The sequence below is a fragment of the Nonomuraea sp. NPDC049129 genome (assembly GCF_040648495.1).
GTDB lineage: Bacteria > Actinomycetota > Actinomycetes > Streptosporangiales > Streptosporangiaceae > Nonomuraea.
On record NZ_JBEZDU010000001.1, the window covers coordinates 202462 to 222477 of the forward strand.

The 20016-nt window shown below is 69.8% G+C and carries 19 protein-coding genes; 4 read left to right on the forward strand and 15 right to left on the reverse strand.

Annotated features, from left to right (window positions below):
* Positions 1-507: a (2Fe-2S)-binding protein gene (locus AB0B64_RS00910; RefSeq protein ID WP_358173564.1), complete on the reverse strand. Its 507-nt coding sequence runs from the start codon at positions 505-507 to the stop codon at positions 1-3.
* 49 nt (positions 508-556) lie between these two features.
* Positions 557-1429, reverse strand: coding sequence for an FAD binding domain-containing protein (locus tag AB0B64_RS00915; protein WP_358173566.1), 873 nt, complete (start codon positions 1427-1429; stop codon positions 557-559).
* A 97-nt stretch (positions 1430-1526) separates the two neighbouring features.
* Here AB0B64_RS00915 and AB0B64_RS00920 point away from each other — a divergent pair, with 97 nt between their 5' ends.
* Positions 1527-2204, forward strand: a complete 678-nt coding sequence (locus AB0B64_RS00920; RefSeq protein ID WP_358173569.1) for a GntR family transcriptional regulator — start codon at positions 1527-1529, stop codon at positions 2202-2204.
* A 77-nt stretch (positions 2205-2281) separates the two neighbouring features.
* Here the strand turns inward: AB0B64_RS00920 and AB0B64_RS00925 are convergent, their stop codons facing one another.
* Positions 2282-2989, reverse strand: a complete 708-nt coding sequence (locus AB0B64_RS00925; RefSeq protein WP_358173573.1) for a hypothetical protein — start codon at positions 2987-2989, stop codon at positions 2282-2284.
* 133 nt (positions 2990-3122) lie between these two features.
* Here AB0B64_RS00925 and AB0B64_RS00930 point away from each other — a divergent pair, with 133 nt between their 5' ends.
* Complete coding sequence (locus AB0B64_RS00930) at positions 3123-3677, forward strand: hypothetical protein (RefSeq protein ID WP_358173576.1); 555 nt, start codon at positions 3123-3125, stop codon at positions 3675-3677.
* Positions 3678-3754: 77 nt separating this feature from the next.
* Here the strand turns inward: AB0B64_RS00930 and AB0B64_RS00935 are convergent, their stop codons facing one another.
* Positions 3755-4099 carry a hypothetical protein gene (locus tag AB0B64_RS00935; protein WP_358173579.1) on the reverse strand — a complete coding sequence of 115 codons (345 nt, stop codon included), beginning with the start codon at positions 4097-4099 and terminating at the stop codon, positions 3755-3757.
* 9 nt (positions 4100-4108) lie between these two features.
* Between AB0B64_RS00935 and AB0B64_RS00940 the strand changes: the two genes are divergently transcribed.
* Entirely contained in the window at positions 4109-4351 is a 243-nt protein-coding gene (locus tag AB0B64_RS00940; RefSeq protein ID WP_358173582.1) for a hypothetical protein, read from the forward strand.
* Positions 4352-4360: 9 nt separating this feature from the next.
* Here AB0B64_RS00940 and AB0B64_RS00945 read toward each other — a convergent pair whose 3' ends face one another.
* The 5 genes from AB0B64_RS00945 to AB0B64_RS00965 form a co-directional block, all read right to left on the reverse strand.
* Positions 4361-4960: a hypothetical protein gene (locus AB0B64_RS00945; RefSeq protein WP_358173585.1), complete on the reverse strand. Its 600-nt coding sequence runs from the start codon at positions 4958-4960 to the stop codon at positions 4361-4363.
* Complete coding sequence (locus tag AB0B64_RS00950; RefSeq protein WP_358173587.1) at positions 4957-5967, reverse strand: PASTA domain-containing protein; 1011 nt, start codon at positions 5965-5967, stop codon at positions 4957-4959. The genes AB0B64_RS00945 and AB0B64_RS00950 overlap by 4 nt, the downstream gene beginning before the upstream one ends.
* Positions 5968-6451: 484 nt before the next feature.
* Positions 6452-7258, reverse strand: a complete 807-nt coding sequence (locus tag AB0B64_RS00955; RefSeq protein WP_358173591.1) for an ATP-binding protein — start codon at positions 7256-7258, stop codon at positions 6452-6454.
* The gene (locus AB0B64_RS00960; RefSeq protein ID WP_357952341.1) at positions 7248-8144 is read right to left on the reverse strand and encodes an MEDS domain-containing protein; all 897 of its coding nucleotides are present in this window, start codon (positions 8142-8144) and stop codon (positions 7248-7250) included. The genes AB0B64_RS00955 and AB0B64_RS00960 overlap by 11 nt, the downstream gene beginning before the upstream one ends.
* A gap of 316 nt (positions 8145-8460) precedes the next feature.
* On the reverse strand, positions 8461-10830 hold the full coding sequence (locus AB0B64_RS00965) for a glycoside hydrolase family 6 protein (RefSeq protein ID WP_358173594.1): 2370 nt from the start codon (positions 10828-10830) through the stop codon (positions 8461-8463).
* Between the two features lie 240 nt (positions 10831-11070).
* Between AB0B64_RS00965 and AB0B64_RS00970 the strand changes: the two genes are divergently transcribed.
* Entirely contained in the window at positions 11071-11988 is a 918-nt protein-coding gene (locus tag AB0B64_RS00970; RefSeq protein WP_358173597.1) for an LLM class F420-dependent oxidoreductase, read from the forward strand.
* A gap of 68 nt (positions 11989-12056) precedes the next feature.
* Here AB0B64_RS00970 and AB0B64_RS00975 read toward each other — a convergent pair whose 3' ends face one another.
* Genes AB0B64_RS00975 through AB0B64_RS01000 form a run of 6 tightly spaced genes read right to left on the reverse strand, consistent with a single transcriptional unit; the run spans position 12057 to position 20016 of the window.
* Entirely contained in the window at positions 12057-12953 is an 897-nt protein-coding gene (locus AB0B64_RS00975) for an oligopeptide/dipeptide ABC transporter ATP-binding protein (protein WP_358173600.1), read from the reverse strand.
* Positions 12950-14035, reverse strand: a complete 1086-nt coding sequence (locus AB0B64_RS00980) for an ABC transporter ATP-binding protein (protein WP_357952337.1) — start codon at positions 14033-14035, stop codon at positions 12950-12952. The genes AB0B64_RS00975 and AB0B64_RS00980 overlap by 4 nt, the downstream gene beginning before the upstream one ends.
* Positions 14032-14901 (reverse strand): ABC transporter permease, encoded by an 870-nt coding sequence (locus AB0B64_RS00985; protein ID WP_357952336.1) that lies wholly within the window; start codon positions 14899-14901, stop codon positions 14032-14034. The genes AB0B64_RS00980 and AB0B64_RS00985 overlap by 4 nt, the downstream gene beginning before the upstream one ends.
* A gap of 4 nt (positions 14902-14905) precedes the next feature.
* Complete coding sequence (locus AB0B64_RS00990; RefSeq protein ID WP_358173603.1) at positions 14906-15892, reverse strand: ABC transporter permease; 987 nt, start codon at positions 15890-15892, stop codon at positions 14906-14908.
* Between the two features lie 54 nt (positions 15893-15946).
* A complete protein-coding gene (locus AB0B64_RS00995) occupies positions 15947-17638 on the reverse strand; it encodes an ABC transporter substrate-binding protein (RefSeq protein WP_357952333.1) in 1692 nt (563 codons plus the stop codon).
* The gene (locus AB0B64_RS01000) at positions 17635-20016 is read right to left on the reverse strand and encodes a glycoside hydrolase family 2 protein (protein WP_358173606.1); all 2382 of its coding nucleotides are present in this window, start codon (positions 20014-20016) and stop codon (positions 17635-17637) included. Before AB0B64_RS01000 ends, AB0B64_RS00995 begins: the two co-directional genes overlap by 4 nt.

The window sequence follows — 20016 nt, forward strand, 5'->3', positions numbered from 1 at the left end:
TCATCGCGCCACCACCTCCTCCTTTTGCTGGGGCTGGGCGCGCCGACGCCTGGCCGCCTCCAGGATGGCGATCACGATGGGCCGGTATCCGGTGCACCGGCAGACGTTGCCCGAGATCGCCTCCACGACGTCCTCCTCGCTCGGATCGGGATCCCGTTCGAGCAGCGCCTCGGCGACCATGATCATGCCGGCCGTACAGAAGCCGCACTGAGTGGCGAAGCAGTCGACGAAGGCGCTCTGCACCTCGTCCAGCTCACCACCGGTGGCGACCCCCTCCAGCGTCCGGACCTCGCGGCCGGCGACGGTCTCCACCGCGACAAGGCAGGCCACCTCGGGCCGACCGTCGACCAGGACGGTGCAGGTACCGCAGGCGCCCTGCGAACAGCCGCGCTTGGCCGCGGTGAGGCCCAGCGACTCACGCAGACTCGCGAGCAGCGTGGCCCCTGGCGCGGCGATGAACTCCCGCTGCTCACCGTTGACGACGAGCGAGACGATCTGTGACGGCACGGTCCACCTCTTTCTGTCGTGTCACGAACCACCCGGGAAACCATCGCGGTCACCGCACCACGGGAGGGATGAACGCGCGCCGCAGATGCACGGGCAGCACCCGCCTCCGGTACCACGCACTGGCGTAAGCGTCATCGAAGGGGTCGATGTCACCACGGGCGGCCGCCTCACCCGCCTCGGTGAGGACCTCGTGGGTCAGCGGACGCCCCCGCAGCAGCCGCTCGGCCGACACCGCGCGCACCGGACGCGGGGCGACACCGCCAAGCGCGATCGCGACGGAGGTGACCACGCCATCGGAGGTGACCAGGCCGTCGGAGGTCCCCACGCCATCGCCGGTGACCGCGCCGTCGGCGGTACGGGTCACAGAGGCGACGGTCACGATCGCCGCCGAGTTGAGGCGGCGGCGCATGGCCTTGTGGTAGTACCAGGTGCCCGGTTCGGGCACCGTGGCCCGTACCGCCACGACGACCTCACCCGAGCCGACCCCGGAGCCCAGCACGTCGGCCACCGGCACGTCGCGCCGGCCGTCCGGCCCGGCGATCTCGCAGGTCGCGTCGAGGGCGAGCAGGCACACGGCCAGGTCGCCGTACGGCTGCGCGACGAACAGGTTGCCACCCAAGGTGGCCTGGTTGCGGATGGTCGGAGAGGCGATCGTCCGCAGCGCGGGGCGCAGGAAGGCGAGCCCGGGATGCTCGCCGACGGCGGCGAGGGTGGCCGCCGCCCCGATCCTGGCCACCCCGTCGCGTACCTCGACGCCGTCCAGCCCCGCCCGGCGCAGGCTGACCAGCTCGGTCACGGGCGCGGCCCCGCTGCTCACCAGCGGCATCACGACGGTGCCGCCACCCATGATCCAGCCACCCCGTGCCGAACAGGCGACCACGGCCTCGGCGGACTCCGGCATATGCACCGCCTGGATCACCATGTCGCGGCCCTCCAAGCCCTCGGCGTGTAATTATCGATAATTGATTATCGAGGTATCCTCAGTCAAGACGGCTATCGATAATCGGTAGGATCACTCCATGGCTGATGAGCCCTCCAAGCTGCCGCGTCTCACGTTGGCCCGGCAGATCCGTGACTCGCTGGTCGGCAGGATCGTGTCCGGCCAGTTCAGGCCCGGCGAGCGGCTGGTGGAGACCCGGCTCGCGGCGACCTACGGCACCAGTCAGGCGCCCGTACGCGAGGCGCTGCGCGAGCTTGAGGTGATGCGACTGGTGGAGACCCAGCCGCGCCGCGGCACCTTCGTCCGGCCCTTCGTCCAGGAGACGCTACGCGAGAGCTACGTCGTACGGGCGGCGCTGGAGGAGACGGCCACCCGGCTCGCCCTGCTGGCCGGGACCATGCCGGTGGAGGCGCTGCGTACGGACGTGGCGGCGATGCGGGCCGCCGCCGAGAGCGGTGACGGCGAGGCGTCGGCGCGGGCCAGCGTGTCCTTCCACCGGCGCATCGTCGAGGCCGCGCACAACGAGCTGCTCAAACTCTCATGGGAAGGCCTGCAGATCGAGGCACGCACCTCGGTCACGATGGTCGCCACCGAGGTCGACCTGCACGACATCGTCCGCGACCACGCCGACCTGCTGGCCACGATCGAGGACGGCGACCTGGAGACCGCGTGCCGGCACGCCCGCGACCACCAGTGGCACTACGCCGACCTCCCGCACGATGCCCACGGCCGCACCCGCGACTCCGCCGCAGGCTGACCACCGACCCCCCGCACGCACGCCCGGGTCGTCTTCGATCGTGATCGTTTCGGCGGACCTCCTCAGGTAACCGGAGGTCAGAACATCACGGCGCGCCGGGCGATCACGAGCCACAGCGCGAGTGGCGCGCCGAGCACCGCCATCACCACGTACAGGTTGAAGCGTTCCTCATTGTCGTCGTTGACGGCCTTTTCGCGGTGCCACACGTACGCGGTGAACCCGGTCGAAGAGCTGGTGATCAGGAGCGCCGCGGCCATGAACCAGAGACTGACGGACAGCTGCACGCGCTCCGTGGGGGTCGTGTATTCCTTGGCCAGGTCGTCATATCCGAAGATCCAGCCGAGAGCGGAGAGGCTTACGAAGCCCCCGATCCACAGGGATGCCGGCGCGATGTAGTCCCGCAGGCCAGGGTTGATACCGCGCGCCGCATCCTCGGACGGGGCGTCCGGCGGCGGAGGGGTGGGGCGAGATTCCGCCACCTGCGGATCCAGACGCGGGTTGGGCTGCGGATCGAGGCGCCGATGGGCCTCTTGATCGTGGCGCTGATGGGACTCTGCGAGCGTGGGCTCGGTGGGGGCGTGGGGTGGCTGCGCGGGATCGGGAGAGGCCGTCGGCTCGGTGGCTGTGGCAGCCGGAGGCGATGGGGGACGGGGCGCGTTCTCGGCCCGGCGCGTCCGCCGGGGTGTCGCCTGATGCCGGGATAGGCGTACCTGCTGCCAGGCGAGGTAGATCTGTGGAACGCCGATCGCGATCGAGACGACCAGACTGATGATGCCTAAGTCCACCGCTCCAGCTTGCCGCCAATGCTCATGGACTCGCAAGCGAGGGCGGTTCGACAAAGGATCGGACGCTCCAAGGAGCGCTCCCACGCCGGGCCGGGCGACTCGGGGTGCTTATCTGCGATAGCTGTTCGGAGGGGTGCGATGGGGACCGGCCGTCGAGCTCGGCGCCGACGCGTCACTGTCCGAGCTGGAGGGCGAGGCCGGCGCGACCCGCCTCGCCGAGTGGTTCACCGGCCGCTGGGGTGGCGCGGCCGCGGCCACCTTCAACGCCCGCACGGACGCGCTCGGCTCCGCCTGCGCCTGGTGGCGCGATCAGGACTGGCTGCCCGGCGACCCGCTGCGCCGCCGCGCCCGCACCCCCGACCGCACCAAGGCCCTGGACCGCGGCCAGGTCGAGGCGCTGCTCACCCGGCAGACCCTGCCCCTGCGCGACCGCACCCTGTTCCGGCTCCTGTACGAGAGCGCCGCCCGAGAGGAAGCCACCGCCGACCTGCCCAGCGGCCCGTACACACTGCACCAGCTGCGCTACAGCGCGCTCACCCACGCCGCCGAAGACGGCGCCAACACCTCCACCCTGCTCGCCTACTCCGGCCACACCCCGGTCGCCTCGCTGTCCCGCTACGCTCGCGTGTCCCCCGAGGCGCTGGCCCGCTGGCAACAAGGCCGCGATCTGGCCGCGCGTCGCCGGTAACCGGGCGCTCACCCCACGGACAGTGATGGTGGTGGCGGTGGGCAATGTGTCGAAGCGGATCTGGGCCGGCGAGCCAGCTACCGCGAACTGACCCGCCGCTCCAGCAAGGCCTTCGGCACCAGCAGTCTGTGCGAAGCCCTCAACTCGCCCCGGCTGCCGCCCGAGAAGCTGGTACGCGCCTTCATCTGGGCGTGCTCGAACCCCGAGCGCGACGTCCAGACGTTGTGGGTGCCGGCGTGGCGGCAATTACGCATGCGGCATAGCGCATCCCGGACGAGGTCCTCGCTCCCGTTACCGAAACTGCCCGTCCCCGACGAACGCCGCCAGAGCGGGTAGAGCCCCGTCTGGCAAAAGATCCAGTCCGAAAATCCAGAAGGCCAGGACGTCATCGTCTTGGCCTTCTGCCTATTCGCGACGCTCACGCGGCACTGGTGCGCGAGCCCGCCGGACCGGGCGGCATACTGGCCGTGTGGATCCGCTGGGACGGCCGCGTACGGCGGCTGGTCGACCTGCTGTACTGCCAAGATCTCTGGCGTGGCTTCAGAGGCGACGGCGTGGACGACGAGGGGTCCACCCTGTTCGAGGCACATCCCGGGGCGCACGCGTTCGGTTTCTGGTGTGAGCGCGACGATGACGCGGTCTACCAGCCCGCCACCACCACCACCGAAGAGTAGAAACCTCCGTCAGTCCGCGGACCTGGTCTCCTCGAGCAGGGGGTAACCCTCTCCGAGGTCGCAGTTGATCGGCAGCGTGACCAGCGCGCAGTCCTTCCTGGCCACCTCCACGCCCTGAATCGTGCAGGCGATGGCAGCCGTGCAGTCACCCCCTGTCAGGAGCATGAGCCGACCGGCGCGCACGCCCGCCTGCATCATCGTGACATGCAGGATCAGGTCTACGCCGAACGTCACCCGGCCCATCGGCTGCCCGTTGACCTGCACTTCGACGTACGGCTCGTGATGGGAGACGACCTCGTGCTCGGCCAGCGGCACCACTTGGCCCGTGCCAGGATTATCCAGGGTCTTGCGGGCGGCGGCCCGCAGATCGCGGTACTTCGCCCAGCCGTTCAGCAGGACCGACCCCAGGTCGATGCCCTGCAGCAGTTCGGCACCCGCCTCTCCGGCCTTGTGCGCCAGTTCGCCGGACGGTATCCGGACCTGCTGCCTGATCTCGTCGAGCACCTGGCGGTTGTCAACGGCCCGCGACAACTCCTCGGCCGCGCGGTCCGGATCGACGTAGAGGAGCAGGTCGGCGGTGCTCGGATGGGTAGTGAAGGCTGCGGTCACCGTACAATCTCCCTGATCTCCTGGCGGCCCTGATCGTGGTGGCACACGAAGGTGACCCCGACCGTGGGCGCGACGTCGCGGACCTCCACTTCCGGGGACGGATCCGCGCCCGGCACGCAGACGACGGAGGCTGCCGGGGCGGGCCGAGGCCCGCGAACGGCCCGGTATACCGCCCAGGCCGCCACGCCCGCCGCCATGGTGGCCACGGCCACCCGCCATCCGGGCGACTCCACGCTGCTCGAGGAGTCCGTCTTGGTGGGGTCGAGGCCGGCCGACGGCGTGGGGCCGACCACGCCGGGGTTCTGGCCCTGTTCATCTGGTGTCCCGGGGCGCAGGTACAGCGTCACGGTGGAGGCGCAGGGGGCGTCTCTTCCTCCTCTCGGGACCTGACGGCGCACGATCCAGTCGTCCGCCGCTTTGGAGGGTCTCGCTTTCGCGCGGAAGCCGCCCTGCTTCAGCGCGGGCACGGCGTTTTTCTTTCTCATATGCACGACCCCGGGCACGGGCCCTCTACTGGGCCCGTACGCGCTATCCGCATCGCCCAGAGGCGCGCAGGACAGCGTGCGTGGGTCCGTGCCGGGCGGAGCTTCCAGGTAGATGGTCACGGTAGAGCCACAGGAGGCGTCTCCTCTCGGGCGCTGACCGCGCACGATCCAGTCGTCCGCCGCTTTGGAGGACGCTTTCGTGTGGAAGCCGCCCTGCTCCAGCGCGGCCACGGCATCTTTCTTGGTCATATTCACGACCCTGGGCACGGGCCCTCTACTGGGCCCGTACGCGCTGTCCGCATCGCCCAGAGGCGCGCAGGACCGCGCGGGTGTGTCCGTGTCGGTGTCTGTGGGCGTGTTGGTGGGCGTGTTGGTGGGCGTGTTGGTGGGCGTGTTGGTAGGCGTGTCCGTCTGCGGGGTCGGCGGGGCCGGCGACTCGGCTGCCGCCGGTCTGGCCATCGCTGGTGGCGCCGCCAGCGCAATCATGCTCACGGCCAGCGCTTTCGCGACCTCGAACCGCATGGTCACCTCCTAACCCTCAGTATCGGAGACACGGCACGCCGGTCAGCCGGGGCATGAGCAGTCCCATACTCAACTCAGAGGAACACGCGTCCAGCGTTGCGGAATACAGGGCAGCGACGGATAGAAAGCGAGCCGCCACATGGAACACCGCATATCGCGACGCACAGGGCGAGAGCTCGACGAACGTTTCGTACCGGACAGGCCAGGTGGCGTGACGTTCACCGCCAACCTACTGAACGGACCACTGCTGGTGGGCGCGATCGCCGACCAGCCATGGGAAGACCTTCAGCGCGAGACACCCTGATACGGCGACCGGCGCACCTTCCGGGCCCCGCTCCCCCGGGATCCGGCCGCCGGAAGAACCGGTGCCCGTCAAGGCAGTCGCCGGGTATCCGTTCTTCCTCTCCCCGCAGGGGCATCGCAGGGACGCAACCACAGAGACTGTCACGTGACGAACTACCCAGGGACCGTTGCGGTCACCGCTCTAGTGGCTGGTGTTGTCATAGGTGAAGGAGACGAATCCGAGGGAGTCAAGGCGTCCCTGGTGCTCCGTCGAGAGCCCGGCCAGGGCCATGGTCGCGCCCGGAGCGGCGGCGACGTGCTCCTGTGAGGTGACGAGGGCGGTGATGCCGGTGGAATCCCAGAACGTCATGCCGCTCAGGTCCAGGACCAGCCGGAGGGGCTTGGTCGTCGAGATCAGGTCCTCGACGGTGGCGATGACGTCCGGAGCCGTCCGCTGGTCGAGGTCGCCCACCAGGCTCAGTGTGGTGCGGCCGTTCTGGGATTGGCGGGTCAGCTTGAAGGCCGGGCGGAGCGGACTGGGCAGCGCGAAACCCACGGTGACGACGGTGCCGCCGGGGCCATGCCTCACGGTGTGGAAGTCGCTGAGGAAGCGGGCCATCCACAGCCCGTGCCCGAACTGGTACGGCCATCCAGGAGTCCCCTGCTCCGGGTGAGCGGCGCCGCTGTCGACGACCTCACAGCGCAGCATGCCGTCCGCGACCTCCAAGCGTACCCATCCGCTCCCGGAGCCGTGCAGGATGACATTGCTGGCCAGCTCGTGCCCGATGAGGACCACGTCCGAGGTTCGGCCCTCGGGCAGCCCCGCCTGGCTCGCGTGCGCCTCCAATGTCGCCCGCAGCGCATAGAGCGAATCGCGGTCGAAGGGCTGGTCCAGGAGTACGGCCGACTCGACCGGCCCCTCCCCATCTCGCTGACTCTCCAGACGACGCCGGCCCTCCACCTCGCCGGAGGGCGACGCCCGACGGTCAGGTGGCCGGTTACCCATCATGAGTGGCCACCAAGCTGAGTCCGGGCACCGCGGAAGCGCCGAGCAGGGCGAATCGCGGGTGGATGGCAGGGCTGCAGCGCAGTGTCGCTTTGCGAGGCGTGGGCAGGCTGCGGACGGCGTCAATGATCATACGAGCGCTGGACAGGTCGATGAAGGAGAGCTCGGCCATATTAACCGTGATGTCGTCATCGACCCGGATCGTTTCGCTCAAGGCCAGCCTGAGCGCGTCTTCGGCCGACCGGTCGAGCTGCCCGGCCAGCCGTATGCCCGGCGGGGCGTACTGGCGGCAGATACGCAGCAGCGCGTCGTGATGATAGGTGGCCGCGGCGACCGTATGGGTGTGATAGCCCGAGACCGAGGCGAGGGTGATCGGGTCGAAGCGTTCGCGGTCATACTGGCACAGGACCGCCGCGCCGCCGCGCGCCAGCGTCGCCGCGATCTCCTCCTCGAAGGCCGGCAACTGCTCGATGCCGCTCACCGGCGTTAAGGCCCAGCTCATGTCGAGCGCCACACGCAGTCCGGGGTAACCCTCGCGCGCCGTGCGTACCATCTGATCGCGCAGCCACCGCGTGGCGTGCTCCGCGGTGAACGCCTGCCCGTCCAGCAGCCCGTCTTTGCAGGTCATGACCATCATTCGCCCAGCCGTCGTTGCCTCCCGCGCGACCACTCCCCGCCGGCCCAGCTCCGCCAGGCTGCGCTCCGGCTCCTCTGCCAGCCAGACGACGCGCTGCCCCTCGGCCAGTCCGTCCCGTACGAAGGCGGTGGTGAGGTCGAGCAACTCCTCATGCTCCCCGAACGTCAGGCAGGCATGATCGTTGATGGTCAGATCCGTGATCTGCGTTTCAGCACCGACCGTCACCCATGCCACCTTCCCGATCGCGGCCACCTCCCGGAGCACGCACCGTTGCGAAACTTAGAGTAGTGACCAGCAGACCGTAAGGCATTCGGGGTGCCGCCCGTAACTCTTCCCCGCCCCATCTGCCCGATGAGCGCCCTCGTAATCCGTGGATCGCGGATTCAGGTGCCACCCGTACCACTCTGACGTGCTGTTTCTCAGCTCAGGCCGCCGTCCGGCAGCGAGTCTATGACTCCCCGTTGTGGGGGCGGCAGAGCGGCCACCCGCTGTGGGGACGGTCGAGCGGCCGCCCGCTGTGGGGGCAGCCGAGCGGCCGCTCGCAGCGGGTACGGCAGGGTGGCCGCCACTATGGGGCACCGGCCGGCAGCGGCGGGACCGCGTTCCGTGCCCGCTCAAGGGCCTGGTCGGGCCACCACTGGCCGGCGGCCGGGGTGACGATGCCGTACGCCGGATCCGCGGGTCCCGAGGTGCCCCGCGTGCACTGGCCGTTGGAGAATCCCGGGCTGTTCAGCCACAGCGACGCGTCGGCCAGTGGGGTGCCGGTGTCGGCGGTCGGCCGGGCTCCCGCGCCCCTGCCCGGAGGGTTGCACCATTCGTCCGGCACCGGGAACCGGCCGGCCGGCGGTTGCCACTCGCCCCTACCGTTCCGGCTCGTGTCGATGACGAAGTGCGGCAGGCCGGGCCTGTCGTCTGGCACGGCGGCCAGGGCCGCGTCGGCGCACGAGGCCGTCCGCGACGCCGCCCTCAGGTAGACACATCTGGACAGCTGCGCGGCGTACGCGAGCGAGCGGGCGGTCGGGCGGTAACCGACCGCGTTGACGTAGAAGCCGTCGGCGCGGACCGCCCCCGCGTTGACCAGCCGGTCGGCGATCTGCGTGAACGCCGGCCACCCCGCCAGCCCGCCGTCGAGGTAGACGGCGGTGCCGGCCAGGCCGGTGAGGGTCTCCACGGCGTACGAGAGGTCGGCGTACCGCTGGACGGCGGCGGTCTCCCCGCCCTGCGGGCACTCCGGGCTGCCGGGCAGCCGGGCCAGGGCGCTGGGCTCCAGGGCGACGACGGCGGGCCGGTTTCCGATGCCCTCGGCGACGGCGTCGATCCAGGTGCGGTAGGTGCCGGTGTTCGGGGCGCCGCCGTTCCAGCAGTCACGTCCCGGGATGTTGTTGGTGACGAACACCGGCACCGTCCCCTGCCGGTCCGCCTGGGTGACCGTTTCGCGGACCGTACGGGAGACGTCGGCGGGCGAGCCGCCGCTGAGCCAGATGGCCTGGGGGACCTCCGACAGGGCCCGCATCAGCGCGGCGTCGGCTGTTCTGCCCTGTGCCGACCAGGTCCGCGCCTGTCGGGCCGCGTCGGTGTCCGGCTGCACGTAGAAGCGGACGCCGGCGTCGCGCAGGGGGTTCTGGCCGGGGAGTTTCCGCCACCGCGTGCCCGCGTCCTGCGCCACGGCGGGGTTTCCGGCGGGCCGCGCGGACAGACCGGGAGGCAACGGGTCTCGGGGGGTGATCGCCAGGGAGGTGAAGACGGCTCCCGCCGTCACCAGGGCGAGGGCGGCGGCGCCCCACACCCACCGTCGTCTCGACACCCGCCGTCGCGATGTGGCCCTGCGGCGTCGTCGCTGGTCCTTGCCCGCCCTGGCACCTACGCCGCCGCCTGGCTCAGGGGTGGTCGGGTGGCTCCTAGAATCGCCGTCCGGCGGCTCGGCCTCTGCTCCGGATGGCGTGCTCGGAGGCTCGGGGTCGGGCGCGCCGATCGGGGCCTCACGCACGGGCGCAGGTGGTCGTGCGGCGCCGAGGCGGGGCTCGGTCGCGAGCGTGTCGGCCGGGGTCGGAGCCGGGACGGCGGTGGGCGGGACGGCGGTGGGCGGGACGGCGGTGGGCGGGAGGCGTCTCGTCGGGCCTTCGGCGAACGCGTCCACGAGCTCCGCCGCCGTGGGCCGCGCCGCCGGGTCCTTGCTCAGCGCCCTCGGCACCAGTTCCCCGAGAACCCCCTCCAGCTTGGGCAGTACGGGATCGTCGTGGACCACCCGGTAGAGCACCTCGTGCCCCGCCCCGTAGCCGAACGGCGGCTGCCCGCAGGCCGCGAAGACCACGACCCCGCCCCAGGCGAAGACGTCGGAGGCCATGGCGAGCGGCAGCCCCCGTACTTGCTCCGGAGACATGTACGCCGGCGTGCCCATCCTGGTGACGGAGAGAGTGGTGGAGTCGGCCGCGAAGGCGAGGCCGAAGTCGATGACCTTCGGGCCCGCAGGGGACAGCAGCACGTTGGACGGTTTGAGGTCCCGGTGAACGACGCCCGCCGCGTGGATCGCCCCCAGCGCGACCGCCATGCTCATGGCGAGCCCTTCGAGCTCCGAGCCCACCATCGGGCCCCACTCCTTGACCGCGCTGTACAGCGTCGGCCCCGGCACGTACTCGGTCACCACATAGGCCAGGTCGCCGTCCAGATCGGCCTCGAGCACGGGAGCCGTGGAGAAGCGGGCGACCCGCTGCGCGGTGGCGACCTCGCGGCGGAAGCGCCGGCGGAACTCCGGGTCGCCGGCGAGGTGCCGGTGAATGACCTTGATCGCCACCAGTGTCCGCGCCCCGCCCTCGGCGAGGTAGACCACGCCCATCCCGCCCGCGCCGAGCCGGCGGATGATGCGATGGCCGCCGACCAGCCGGGGATCACCGCCGATCGTCCCGTCCACCGTGTCGCCGCGCTTGGTGCCGTGTGCCATCGCCTGCCCATCTAGAAGACGCCAGGTCCTGTCCAGAAAGGCGCCAGGTCCTGCTGACGCCTGCAGGCAACAGGGCTTTCCGCTCCAGACAGTCGTCAGAAGGTACGGCTCCCACGGCACCCGGGTTCAGGCACGCCGCGGACCGCCGAAATACGGCAACCCGTGAATCGGGCATTAACCTGCCCCGATGATCCGTTACGTATCGTGAGATCCACTCTGACGACGAGGCGGGGAGTTGTGATGCCCGATACGACGATTGATGTCGCGGCGCTGAAGCGGCGCATGGGCCGAGTAGGGGTCTGGAACAGCACACTGGGCGGCGAATCGGCCTCATTCGAGCGCGACGCGGCTGCCGAGATCGAGAGCCTGGGCTACGGGACCCTGTGGGTGGGTGAGGGGCCGAAGGCCAAGGAGGCGCTGGTCCATTCGGCGATCCTGTTGAGCGGGACGCGGCAGATGATGATCGCCACCGGCATCGCCAACATCTGGGCCCGGGACGCCACCGCCATTGCGACCGGGGCCAACGCCCTCGCGGAGGCGTACGACGGCCGGTTCGTGCTCGGTCTCGGCGTGAGCCACGCGCCCTTGGTGTCGGCGCGAGGCCACGACTACAGCAAGCCGGTGTCCGCGATGCGCGCGTACCTCGATGCCATGGACGCGTCGGAGTACGGCGGCCCCCTGCCGGAGCCGGCGCCGCGGCTGCTGGCCGCGCTACGACCCAAGATGCTGGATCTGGCCGCGAAGCGCGCCCAGGGCGCGCACCCCTATTTCGTCACCCCTGAGCACACCGCGCGCGCCCGCGCGGTCCTCGGCCCCGATCCGGTGCTGGCGCCGGAGCAGACGGTCCTGCTCGACACCGACCCGGAGCGGGCCCGGCGGACCGCCCGCGGTTTCACGAAGCACTACCTCGCGCTGCCCAACTACGCCAACAACCTGCGCGAGCTGGGCTGGGACGACAAGGACTTCGCCGACGGCGGCAGCGACGCCCTGGTCGACGCCATCGTGGCCTGGGGCGACCCGGAGACGATCATCGAGCGGGTACGGGCCCACCTCGACGCCGGCGCGGACCACGTCTGCATCCAGCCGCTCGCCGAGACCAGCGGCGAACTGCTGGAACACCTGCGCATCCTGGCCCAGAGCGACGTGGTCTCAAGCTGATACCTGCCCAAAGCGACGTGGTCTCGAGCTGACGCCTCGCGCCGCGGCTCGCCGTCGCCCAGGGCAGCTCACGCCGCGGGCTCGCCCTCCCCCAGGACGCATCGGACGCGGTGCTCCTCGCCGTAGGTGGGGATCTGGCCGGCGCACGCGTCGGCGGCGTACGGGCAGCGGTTGCGGAACAGGCACCCATCGGCGACGGGCGGGCCGCTCCTGCGCTCCTGCCGGGCGGGCCGCCCGTCCTCGTGCGCCGCCCAGGGGTCGGGGGCGGCCTCGGCCAGCAGCCGGGTGTACGGGTGCCGCGGCGCGAGGATGACGTCGTCGGCCGGGCCGCGCTCGACGATCTGCCCCCGGTACATGACCATGATGTCGCGGGCGAAGTAGCGCGCGGTTGCCAGGTCGTGCGTGACATAGAGGACGGCCAGCTCCTCCTCCCGCTTGAGCCGGTCGATCAGGTTGAGGATCTCCAGCCTGATCGACACGTCCAGCATCGAGACCGGCTCGTCGGCCAGCAGTACCTTGGGGCGCGGTGCCAGCGCGCGGGCGATGGCCACCCGCTGCCGCTGGCCGCCGGACAGCTCGTGCGGATACCTGCGGGCGTAGGCGGCGGGCAGGTTGACCCGCTCCAGCAGTTCTTCGGCCGTGCCCGGTCTCTTGTGGATCTCCAGGGGGCGGCGGAGGTGGTAGCCGATCGTGTGGGCCGGGTTGAGCGAGGCGAACGGGTCCTGGAAGACCATCTGTACGTCTTTGCGGTAGTTCGAGGTCTCCAACCGGATCTCGCCCGAGGTGGGCTTGGCGAGCCTGGCCAGCATGCGGGCGATCGTGGACTTACCGCTGCCGCTCTCCCCCACCAGCGCGGTGGTCTCGCCGGAGCGCAGCTCGAAGGAGACGTCGTCGACCGCCCGGAGGTGCTCCTTCCTGGACAGCCTGAAGGTCTTGCTCAGGTGGCTGACCGTCATCGAGGTCATGAGATCACCTCATGGTCGGCGTGGTCGAAGCGGCGTTCCCGCAGGCGCCGGTCGGGGCGGGCGGGGTGCAGCCTGCGGTCGTACTGGAGGCAGGCCACCAGGGAGTCCTGGATCGAGTCCAGCTCGGGCTCGTGGGTGTGGCAGCCCTCGAACGCGTACGGGCAGCGGGGCGCGAACGAGCAGCCCGCCAGCTCCTTCGACAGGTCAGGCGGGCTGCCGGGGATGCCGTGCAGCGCCTGGCGTTCGCCGCGCAGGCTGGGGAAGGAGTTGAGCAGGCCGACCGTGTACGGGTGGCGGGGCTGGATGAGGGTGTCCTTGCTGGTGCCGTACTCGACGATGCGGCCGCCGTACATGATCGCGAGATGATCGCTGATCTCCAGCAGCAGCGACAGATCGTGGGTGATGAAGACGACGGCGAAGCCGAACATCTCCCGCAGCCGGTCGATCTCCTCCAGGATGTCGCGCTGCACCACCACGTCCAGCGCCGTCGTGGGCTCGTCCAGGACGACCACGTCGGGGTTGAGCGCCATCGCCATCGCGATCAGCACCCGCTGGCGCATGCCGCCCGACAGTTCATGCGGGTAGGCGCCGATGCGTCCCGGATCGATGCCGACCAGTTCCAGGAGCTCACGGGAGCGCTCTTCCCGCTCGCGCCTGGACATCGACGGCTCGTGGGTGGTGAACACGTCGTGGAGCTGGCGCCGGACGCTGAGCACGGGATTGAGCGCGTTCATGGCGCTTTGGAAGACCATGGCCACCCGCCGCCACCGGAAGCGCCGCAGCTCCTCGCCCTCCAGGGCCAGCACGTCGATGGGGTCGCCGTCCTTGGGGTGGAAGACGACCTCGCCGGAGGTGGTCCGGCCGGGTGGCTGCAGCAGCCGGTTGATCGCGTACGCCAGGGTCGACTTGCCGCAGCCGCTCTCGCCCGCGATGCCGAGCACCTGGCCGCGGCCCAGCTCGAAGCTCACGCCGCGGACCGCGCGGGTCTGCCCATAAGCCACGCTCAGGTCACGTACGGACAGGACGGTGTCGTTCATGTCGCGGTCGTTCATGTCGCGTACCGACGGGACGGTGTCGTTCATGCGGCCGCCTTTCGCAGTCGCGGGTTCATCAGCTCGTCGATGCTGAAGTTGATCAGCGAGAGCCCGGTGCCGAGCGCGGCGATGAACACCCCCGGCGGGACGAACCACCACCAGGCGCCCATGGAGAGCGCGGAGCCGTTCTGGGCGAAGTAGAGCATCCCGCCCCAGGAGGTGACCGCGCCGCCGCCCAGGCCGAGCGCGGACAGTCCCGACTCGGTGAGGATGGCGCCGATGATCGCCCAGACGAAGCCGGAGGCGATGACGGGGACGAGGTTCGGCAGGATCTGGAAGACCATGATCCGCCAGCCGGGCTCGCCGCTCACCCTGGCCGCGTCCACGTAGTCGCGGTTGCGCAGCGACATGACCTGGGAGCGGATGACCCGCGCGGGGCCCGCCCAGCTGATCATCGAGATGATCAGGGCGTAGGTGAACGGGCCGCTGTCCTCGACGTAGTCGGCGACCAGGATCAGCAGCGGCAGCGTGGGGATGACCAGGGCGACGTTGCTGAGCAGGGAGAACGCCTCGTCCACCCAGCCGCCGAAATAGCCGCCGACGACGCCGATGAGCAGCGAGCCCACCGTGCCCAGCACCCCGGCGATCACGCCGATCAGCATCGACCCGCGCGTGGCGTGCATCAGCTGGGCCAGCACACTCTGCCCGGTGTCGGTCGAGCCGAGCCAGTGCTCCGCCGACGGCGGTTCGAGCCGCCCGGCCACCAGGGCCTCGGGGTCTCCGGCCAGGATGGGACCGGCGATGGCGAGCAGGGCGAAGAAGCCGACGATCACCAGTCCGGCGACGAGCTTGCCCGATCGGGGCAGGCCGAGCACCCGGTCCCGGGGAGCGGCCAGGGTCACAACAGCGGTCACTGCCTCAGCCCGCCTTCCGCACTCGGGGGTCGATCAGCCCGTACAGCAGATCGACCAGGAGGTTGGCGGCCAGCACGGCCACCGAGATGATCAGGAAGAGGCCCTGCATGAGCGGGTAGTCGGCGCTGCCGACGGCCTGCAGCAGCGCGAACCCCACGCCCGGGTAGGAGAAGACGACCTCGGTGGCGACCTGGCCGCCGACGAAGAAGCCCAGCGTGATCGCGAACCCGGTCACGCTGGGCAGGACGGCGTTGCGGGCCGCGTACGCGACCATCACCCGGCGCGGCCGTAACCCCTTGGCCTGCGCCATGACCACGTAGTCCTCGGCCATGGTCGAGACCATCATGTTGCGCATGCCGAGCAGCCAGCCAGCGATGCCGGAGATCACCAGCGTGAGCGCGGGCAACGCACCGTGGTAGAGCACGCTGCCGATGAAATCGCCGGTGAAGCCCATGCGTACGTGGGCGTAGTCGTAGGCGCCGTTCAGCGGGAACCAGCCGAGCCCGGCCCCGAGGAAGAACAGCAGCAGCAGGGCCAGCCAGAAGTACGGAATCGCGGCCAGGAACGTCGTGGTCGGGATCAGCCCGTCCAGCCAGCTCCCCCGCCGCCACCCGGCCACCATGCCCAGGCCGACGCCTAGCCCGACCGTGATCAGCAGCGCTATCGACACCAGCCCGAGCGTCCACGGCATCGCCTGGCCGATCACGGTGCCCACCGGGGCGGGGTAGTAGGTGACGGAGGTGCCGAGGTTCCCGGTGGCCAGCTGGCGGAGGTAGGCGAAGTACTGGACCCAGAGCGGGTCGTCGCTCACCCCGAACATGACCTCCAGGGTCTTGCGGAACTCCGGCGGCGGGGGCTGCCTGCTCTGGAAGCGCGACAGGATGATGTCGACCGGGTTGCCCCTGATCAGGCGCGGGATGAGGAAGTTGATCGTGAGCGCGGCCCACAGCGCCACCGCGTAGAAGCCGAGCTTGCGCCAAAGGTATGCCATGTGATTCTCCCCGGGCGACCGGGGCGCGCGGCCCCGGTCGCGTCCTCGTCGTTGCTACTGCACCGGCTGGAGGTTCTTGGCCACGATGCCGTTGTCGGGGTGGGAGAAGGGCAGGCCGAGCGCGTACGGGTTCTGCTCGCTGGGCCACCCGGTGACGTTGGTGGTCCGGAACTCGGCCAGGGCGCTGGACTGCTGCAGCGGGATGTAGGGCAGGTCGGCCACGACGGCGTCCTGGATGGCGTAGATCGCCTGCTTGATCGTGTCCGTCTGCTCCGGCGGGGTGTCGGCGATGACCTTCAGCGCGGCGTCCACGGCCGGGTTCTTGTAGCGGGCCATGTTCTGGTTGGCCGGAGGGATGCTCTTGCTGTTGAGGATGTTGTCGTACATGTAGTACGGGTGCGGGCCGCCATAGGCGTTCCACATCATCAGCTCGAAGTCGCCCTTCTGCTGCATGTCGACGAAGGCGTTGAAGGAGACCTCCTTCGATTTGAACTCGATGCCGACCTCCTTGAGCTGCTGCTTGATGACCTGGGCGGCCGAGACGTAGTCGGTCCAGCCGCTCACCAGATGGCAGGTCACCGACAGGCGCTTGCCGCCCTTGGCGTAGAAGCCGTCGCCGTCCTTGGCGTATCCGGCCGCCTCCAGGGTCTGGCGGGCCTTGTCCTGGTTGAACTCCAGCTTCGCGGTGGCGTACTTGGGCGAGAGGTAGTCCTGGAAGAGCGGCAGCACTATGCCCGCCGGGCTGGCCGGCTTGCCGAGCCCGGCGAACGCCAATTCGATGATCTTGTCGCGGTCGAGCCCGAGGTTGATGGCCTGCCGCACGGCCAGGTCGTTCATGGGGGCCTTGGTCAGGTTCGGCACCAGGTTGGTGACGTACAACTGGGACTCGTTCTTGTAGGCGTTGTGCTCGGGGTCCTTGGCCACGAACTGCTTGTCGGGGTCGGCCATGAACATGCCGCCCCAGTCGAGCTGCCCGGTGACCATCGCCTGGAGGGAGGCGTCGTTGTTGTTGTACGACCAGAACCGCATTCCGGCGATCTTGGGCTTGCCGGTGTCCCAGTGGTTCGGGTTCTTGACCATCGTGTAGCTCTGCGGCGTGAACTCGCCCATCATGAACGGCCCGGTGCCGACCGGCTTGGTGTTCGTCTCTTTGGTGGGCTTGTCGATCTTCTCCCAGATGTGCTTGGGCACCATGTACTGGTGACCGGCCACGTCCCACAATTTGGTGTACATCTTCTCGGTGAAGCTGATCTTCACTGAGGTGGGGCTGAGGACCTGGGCGTCCTTGACGTTGCTGCCGCCCGCGTTCAGGTCCTTCTTGTCGCGGCGGTAGAGGAAGTTGAACGCCACGTCCTCGGCGGTGAACGGCTTGCCGTCGCTCCACTTCACGCCGTCGCGGAGGGTGAAGGTGATCGACTTGCCCTCGTCGCCGAACTCGTACTTGGTGGCCAGCAGGGGCTGGACGTCACCCGACTTCGACTGGTTGAAGAACATGAGCGTCTCGTAGATCAGCCCCCAGGTGCCCATGAGGTTGGGCGCGCCCTGGACCAGGGGGTTGAGGTTCTCGTTGAACTGGCCGGTGCCGGCGATGACGTTCACGATGGTGTCTTTGGCGGCGCCTCCGGAGGCCGAGGCCGGGCCTGAGGAGGGAGCGGCGCTGCCGGCGGTCAGTGGCACCCCGCCGCCCGAGCAGGCGGTGAGGAGGGCAAGCGTGGCCGCTGCCACGATCATCGAGGTTCTTCTCATGCATTTCTCCCAGGGGGGTTGGGTAGGAGGGCGGAGCGGTCGTTCACCCACCTCATGGGCACATCAGCCCCGATTTCCCGATTTATCGTGAAGCGATGGCTTTCGCCGGGCAGGAGGGTGATGAGCTGGTCGTCCACCTCGGCGTCGGGGTGCACCTGATCAGGGAAGATCGCCAGATCCCGCACCAGCGTGTGCGCGCTGACGATCACGTCACGCCCCTCGACCGTCACCGTGCACCGCCCCTCGGGCAGGTCGAGGTCCTTGTCCGGCAGGAAGAACCACAGCGCCCTGCGCTCCCCCGCGCGCACCGCGATCAGCTCTCTGGCCGGGTCGGCCGGCTCACCCACGCCAAGGGGCACCGTCACCACGCCACGTGGCGGCACTTCGAGGTCGAAGCTCTCGGTCCGCAGTTCCCTGCCGTCCACGCCGAGCCGCGCGGCCACCGCGCCGCTCGCCCACGGCTCGTCGGTGTCATTGACCGCCACGAGCGCCAGGCCGCCGTCGCGCGGCTGCACGGTCAGCAGCCGGTCGGCGTACGCCCGGCGCAGCGCGTGGAACAGCGGCTTCCTGCGCCCGTCACCGTCGATCGCGGACCACGAGGTGACGGGCCAGCAGTCGTTGAGCTGCCACACGATCGCGCCCGCGCAGTGCGGCCACAGGGACCTGAAGTGCTCGACGCCGAGCTGGATCGCCCTGGCCTGGTTGACCTGCGTCAGGTAGTGCCAGTCGGCGAAGCCGGTGGGCGGCGCGAAGTGCGGCTTGAGCCCGGCGGCCAGCTTGAGGTCACCGTCGATCGCCTTCTGGTGGAGGCGCATGCCGGGCGAGTCGGGCGTGAGCGGGTCGTCGCCGATGGCCCGCTTGATGGTCGCGTACGTCGCGGGCCCCTGGAAGCCGAACTCCGAGACGAACCGGGGCCGGTATTCGCGGTAGGCCGTGTAGTCGCGTTCGTTCCAGACGTCCCAGATGTGGATGTTGTGGTGGTCGGGGTCATTGGGATGGACGTCCATCGACCCCGAGTGCGGGCTGCCCGGCCAGTACGCCCGGCCCGGATCGAGCTCGGCCACGATGCCGGGCAGCAGGTCGAGGTAGTAGCCCTCGCCCCAGGTACGTCCGGCCAGCCGCTCGCGCCAGTGCCAGTCGAAAAAGCCCCAGATGTTCTCGTTGTTGCCGCACCACAGGGCCAGGCTCGGGTGCGGCATGAGGCGGGTGACGTTCTGGCGGGCCTCGGCCTCGACCTCCGAGCGCAGCGGCTCCTCCTCCGGATAGGCGGCGCAGGCGAACGGGAAGTCCTGCCAGACCAGCAGGCCCAGCTCGTCGCACAGGTCGTAGAAGTCGTCGCTCTCGTACAGCCCGCCGCCCCAGACGCGCATCAGGTTGACGCCTGCCTCACACGCCTGCGCGAGACGCTCGGCGTAACGGGCGCGGTCGATCCTGACCGGGAAGCAGTCGTCGGGGATCCAGTTGACGCCCTTGGCGAAGATCGGGCGGCCATTGACCACGATCGTGAAGGCGCCGTCGGCCGTGTCCAGCTCGACCGTCCGGAAGCCGATCTTCCCCTGCCAGCTGTCGAGGTCGTCGCCGAGTGTCACGGTCAGCTCGTGCAGCGGCTGCTCGCCGTACCCGCGTGGCCACCAGAGCTCGGGCTGGGGAATGTCGACCTCAAGTACCGCCGTGTCCGATGGGAGCGCTCCCACAACAGACCTGCCGCAGACGGTGGCGGTGATCTGCAGTTCCTCCTGTACGGCCCGTTCGACCTCGACATGCACGGCGACCCGGGCGACGCCGTCGGTGACGGTCACCACCGGCCGCACGGCGGCCAGCCGGGCACCGCTCCACTCGTGCAGCCCGATCGACCGCCAGATGCCCGCCGTGACCAGGGTCGGGCCCCAGTCCCAGCCGAAGTTGCAGGCCATCTTCCTGATGAAGTTGTAGGGCTCGGTGTAGGCGCCCGGCCGGTCGCCGAGCTCTTCCTTCAGCCGCTCGGCGTACTCCCCCGCCGGCCGGAAGGTCACCGCCAGCCGGTTGCTCCCGATGCGCAGCGCGGGGCGGACGTCGAACCGGTAGGAGCGATGCATGTTCGCGGTCTCGCCCACGCGCACGCCGTTGAGCTCGATCTCGGCCACGGTGTCGAGCCCTTCGCAGACCAGATCGGTGCGCTCGTGCTCGGTGCCGTCCCACGAGAACTCCGTCTCGTAACGCCACTCCGTACGCCCCACCCAGGCCAGGCGGGTCTCATTGTCGTCGAGGTAGGGATCCGGGATCAGACCGGCGGCGAGCAGGTCGGTGTGCACGCAACCGGGCACGGTGGCCGGAGCACGCACGTCGCCGCTCGCCGAGCGGACGGTCCAGGAATCGGTCAAGGGGCGGAGCGGGGTCAT

What these genes read in the sequence shown, in the direction of transcription:
- AB0B64_RS00950 (WP_358173587.1), bottom strand. Translation starts at nt 5,967, where the DNA reads ATGCGGTTCGAGGTCGCGAAAGCGCTGGCCGTGAGCATGATTGCGCTG.
- AB0B64_RS00955 (WP_358173591.1), bottom strand. Translation starts at nt 7,258, where the DNA reads ATGATGGGTAACCGGCCACCTGACCGTCGGGCGTCGCCCTCCGGCGAG.
- AB0B64_RS00965 (WP_358173594.1), bottom strand. Translation starts at nt 10,830, where the DNA reads ATGGCACACGGCACCAAGCGCGGCGACACGGTGGACGGGACGATCGGC.
- AB0B64_RS00915 (WP_358173566.1), bottom strand. Translation starts at nt 1,429, where the DNA reads ATGGTGATCCAGGCGGTGCATATGCCGGAGTCCGCCGAGGCCGTGGTC.
- AB0B64_RS00920 (WP_358173569.1), top strand. Translation starts at nt 1,527, where the DNA reads ATGGCTGATGAGCCCTCCAAGCTGCCGCGTCTCACGTTGGCCCGGCAG.
- AB0B64_RS01000 (WP_358173606.1), bottom strand. Translation starts at nt 20,016, where the DNA reads ATGACCCCGCTCCGCCCCTTGACCGATTCCTGGACCGTCCGCTCGGCG.
- AB0B64_RS00990 (WP_358173603.1), bottom strand. Translation starts at nt 15,892, where the DNA reads ATGGCATACCTTTGGCGCAAGCTCGGCTTCTACGCGGTGGCGCTGTGG.
- AB0B64_RS00980 (WP_357952337.1), bottom strand. Translation starts at nt 14,035, where the DNA reads ATGAACGACACCGTCCCGTCGGTACGCGACATGAACGACCGCGACATG.
- AB0B64_RS00995 (WP_357952333.1), bottom strand. Translation starts at nt 17,638, where the DNA reads ATGAGAAGAACCTCGATGATCGTGGCAGCGGCCACGCTTGCCCTCCTC.
- AB0B64_RS00970 (WP_358173597.1), top strand. Translation starts at nt 11,071, where the DNA reads ATGCCCGATACGACGATTGATGTCGCGGCGCTGAAGCGGCGCATGGGC.
- AB0B64_RS00975 (WP_358173600.1), bottom strand. Translation starts at nt 12,953, where the DNA reads ATGACCTCGATGACGGTCAGCCACCTGAGCAAGACCTTCAGGCTGTCC.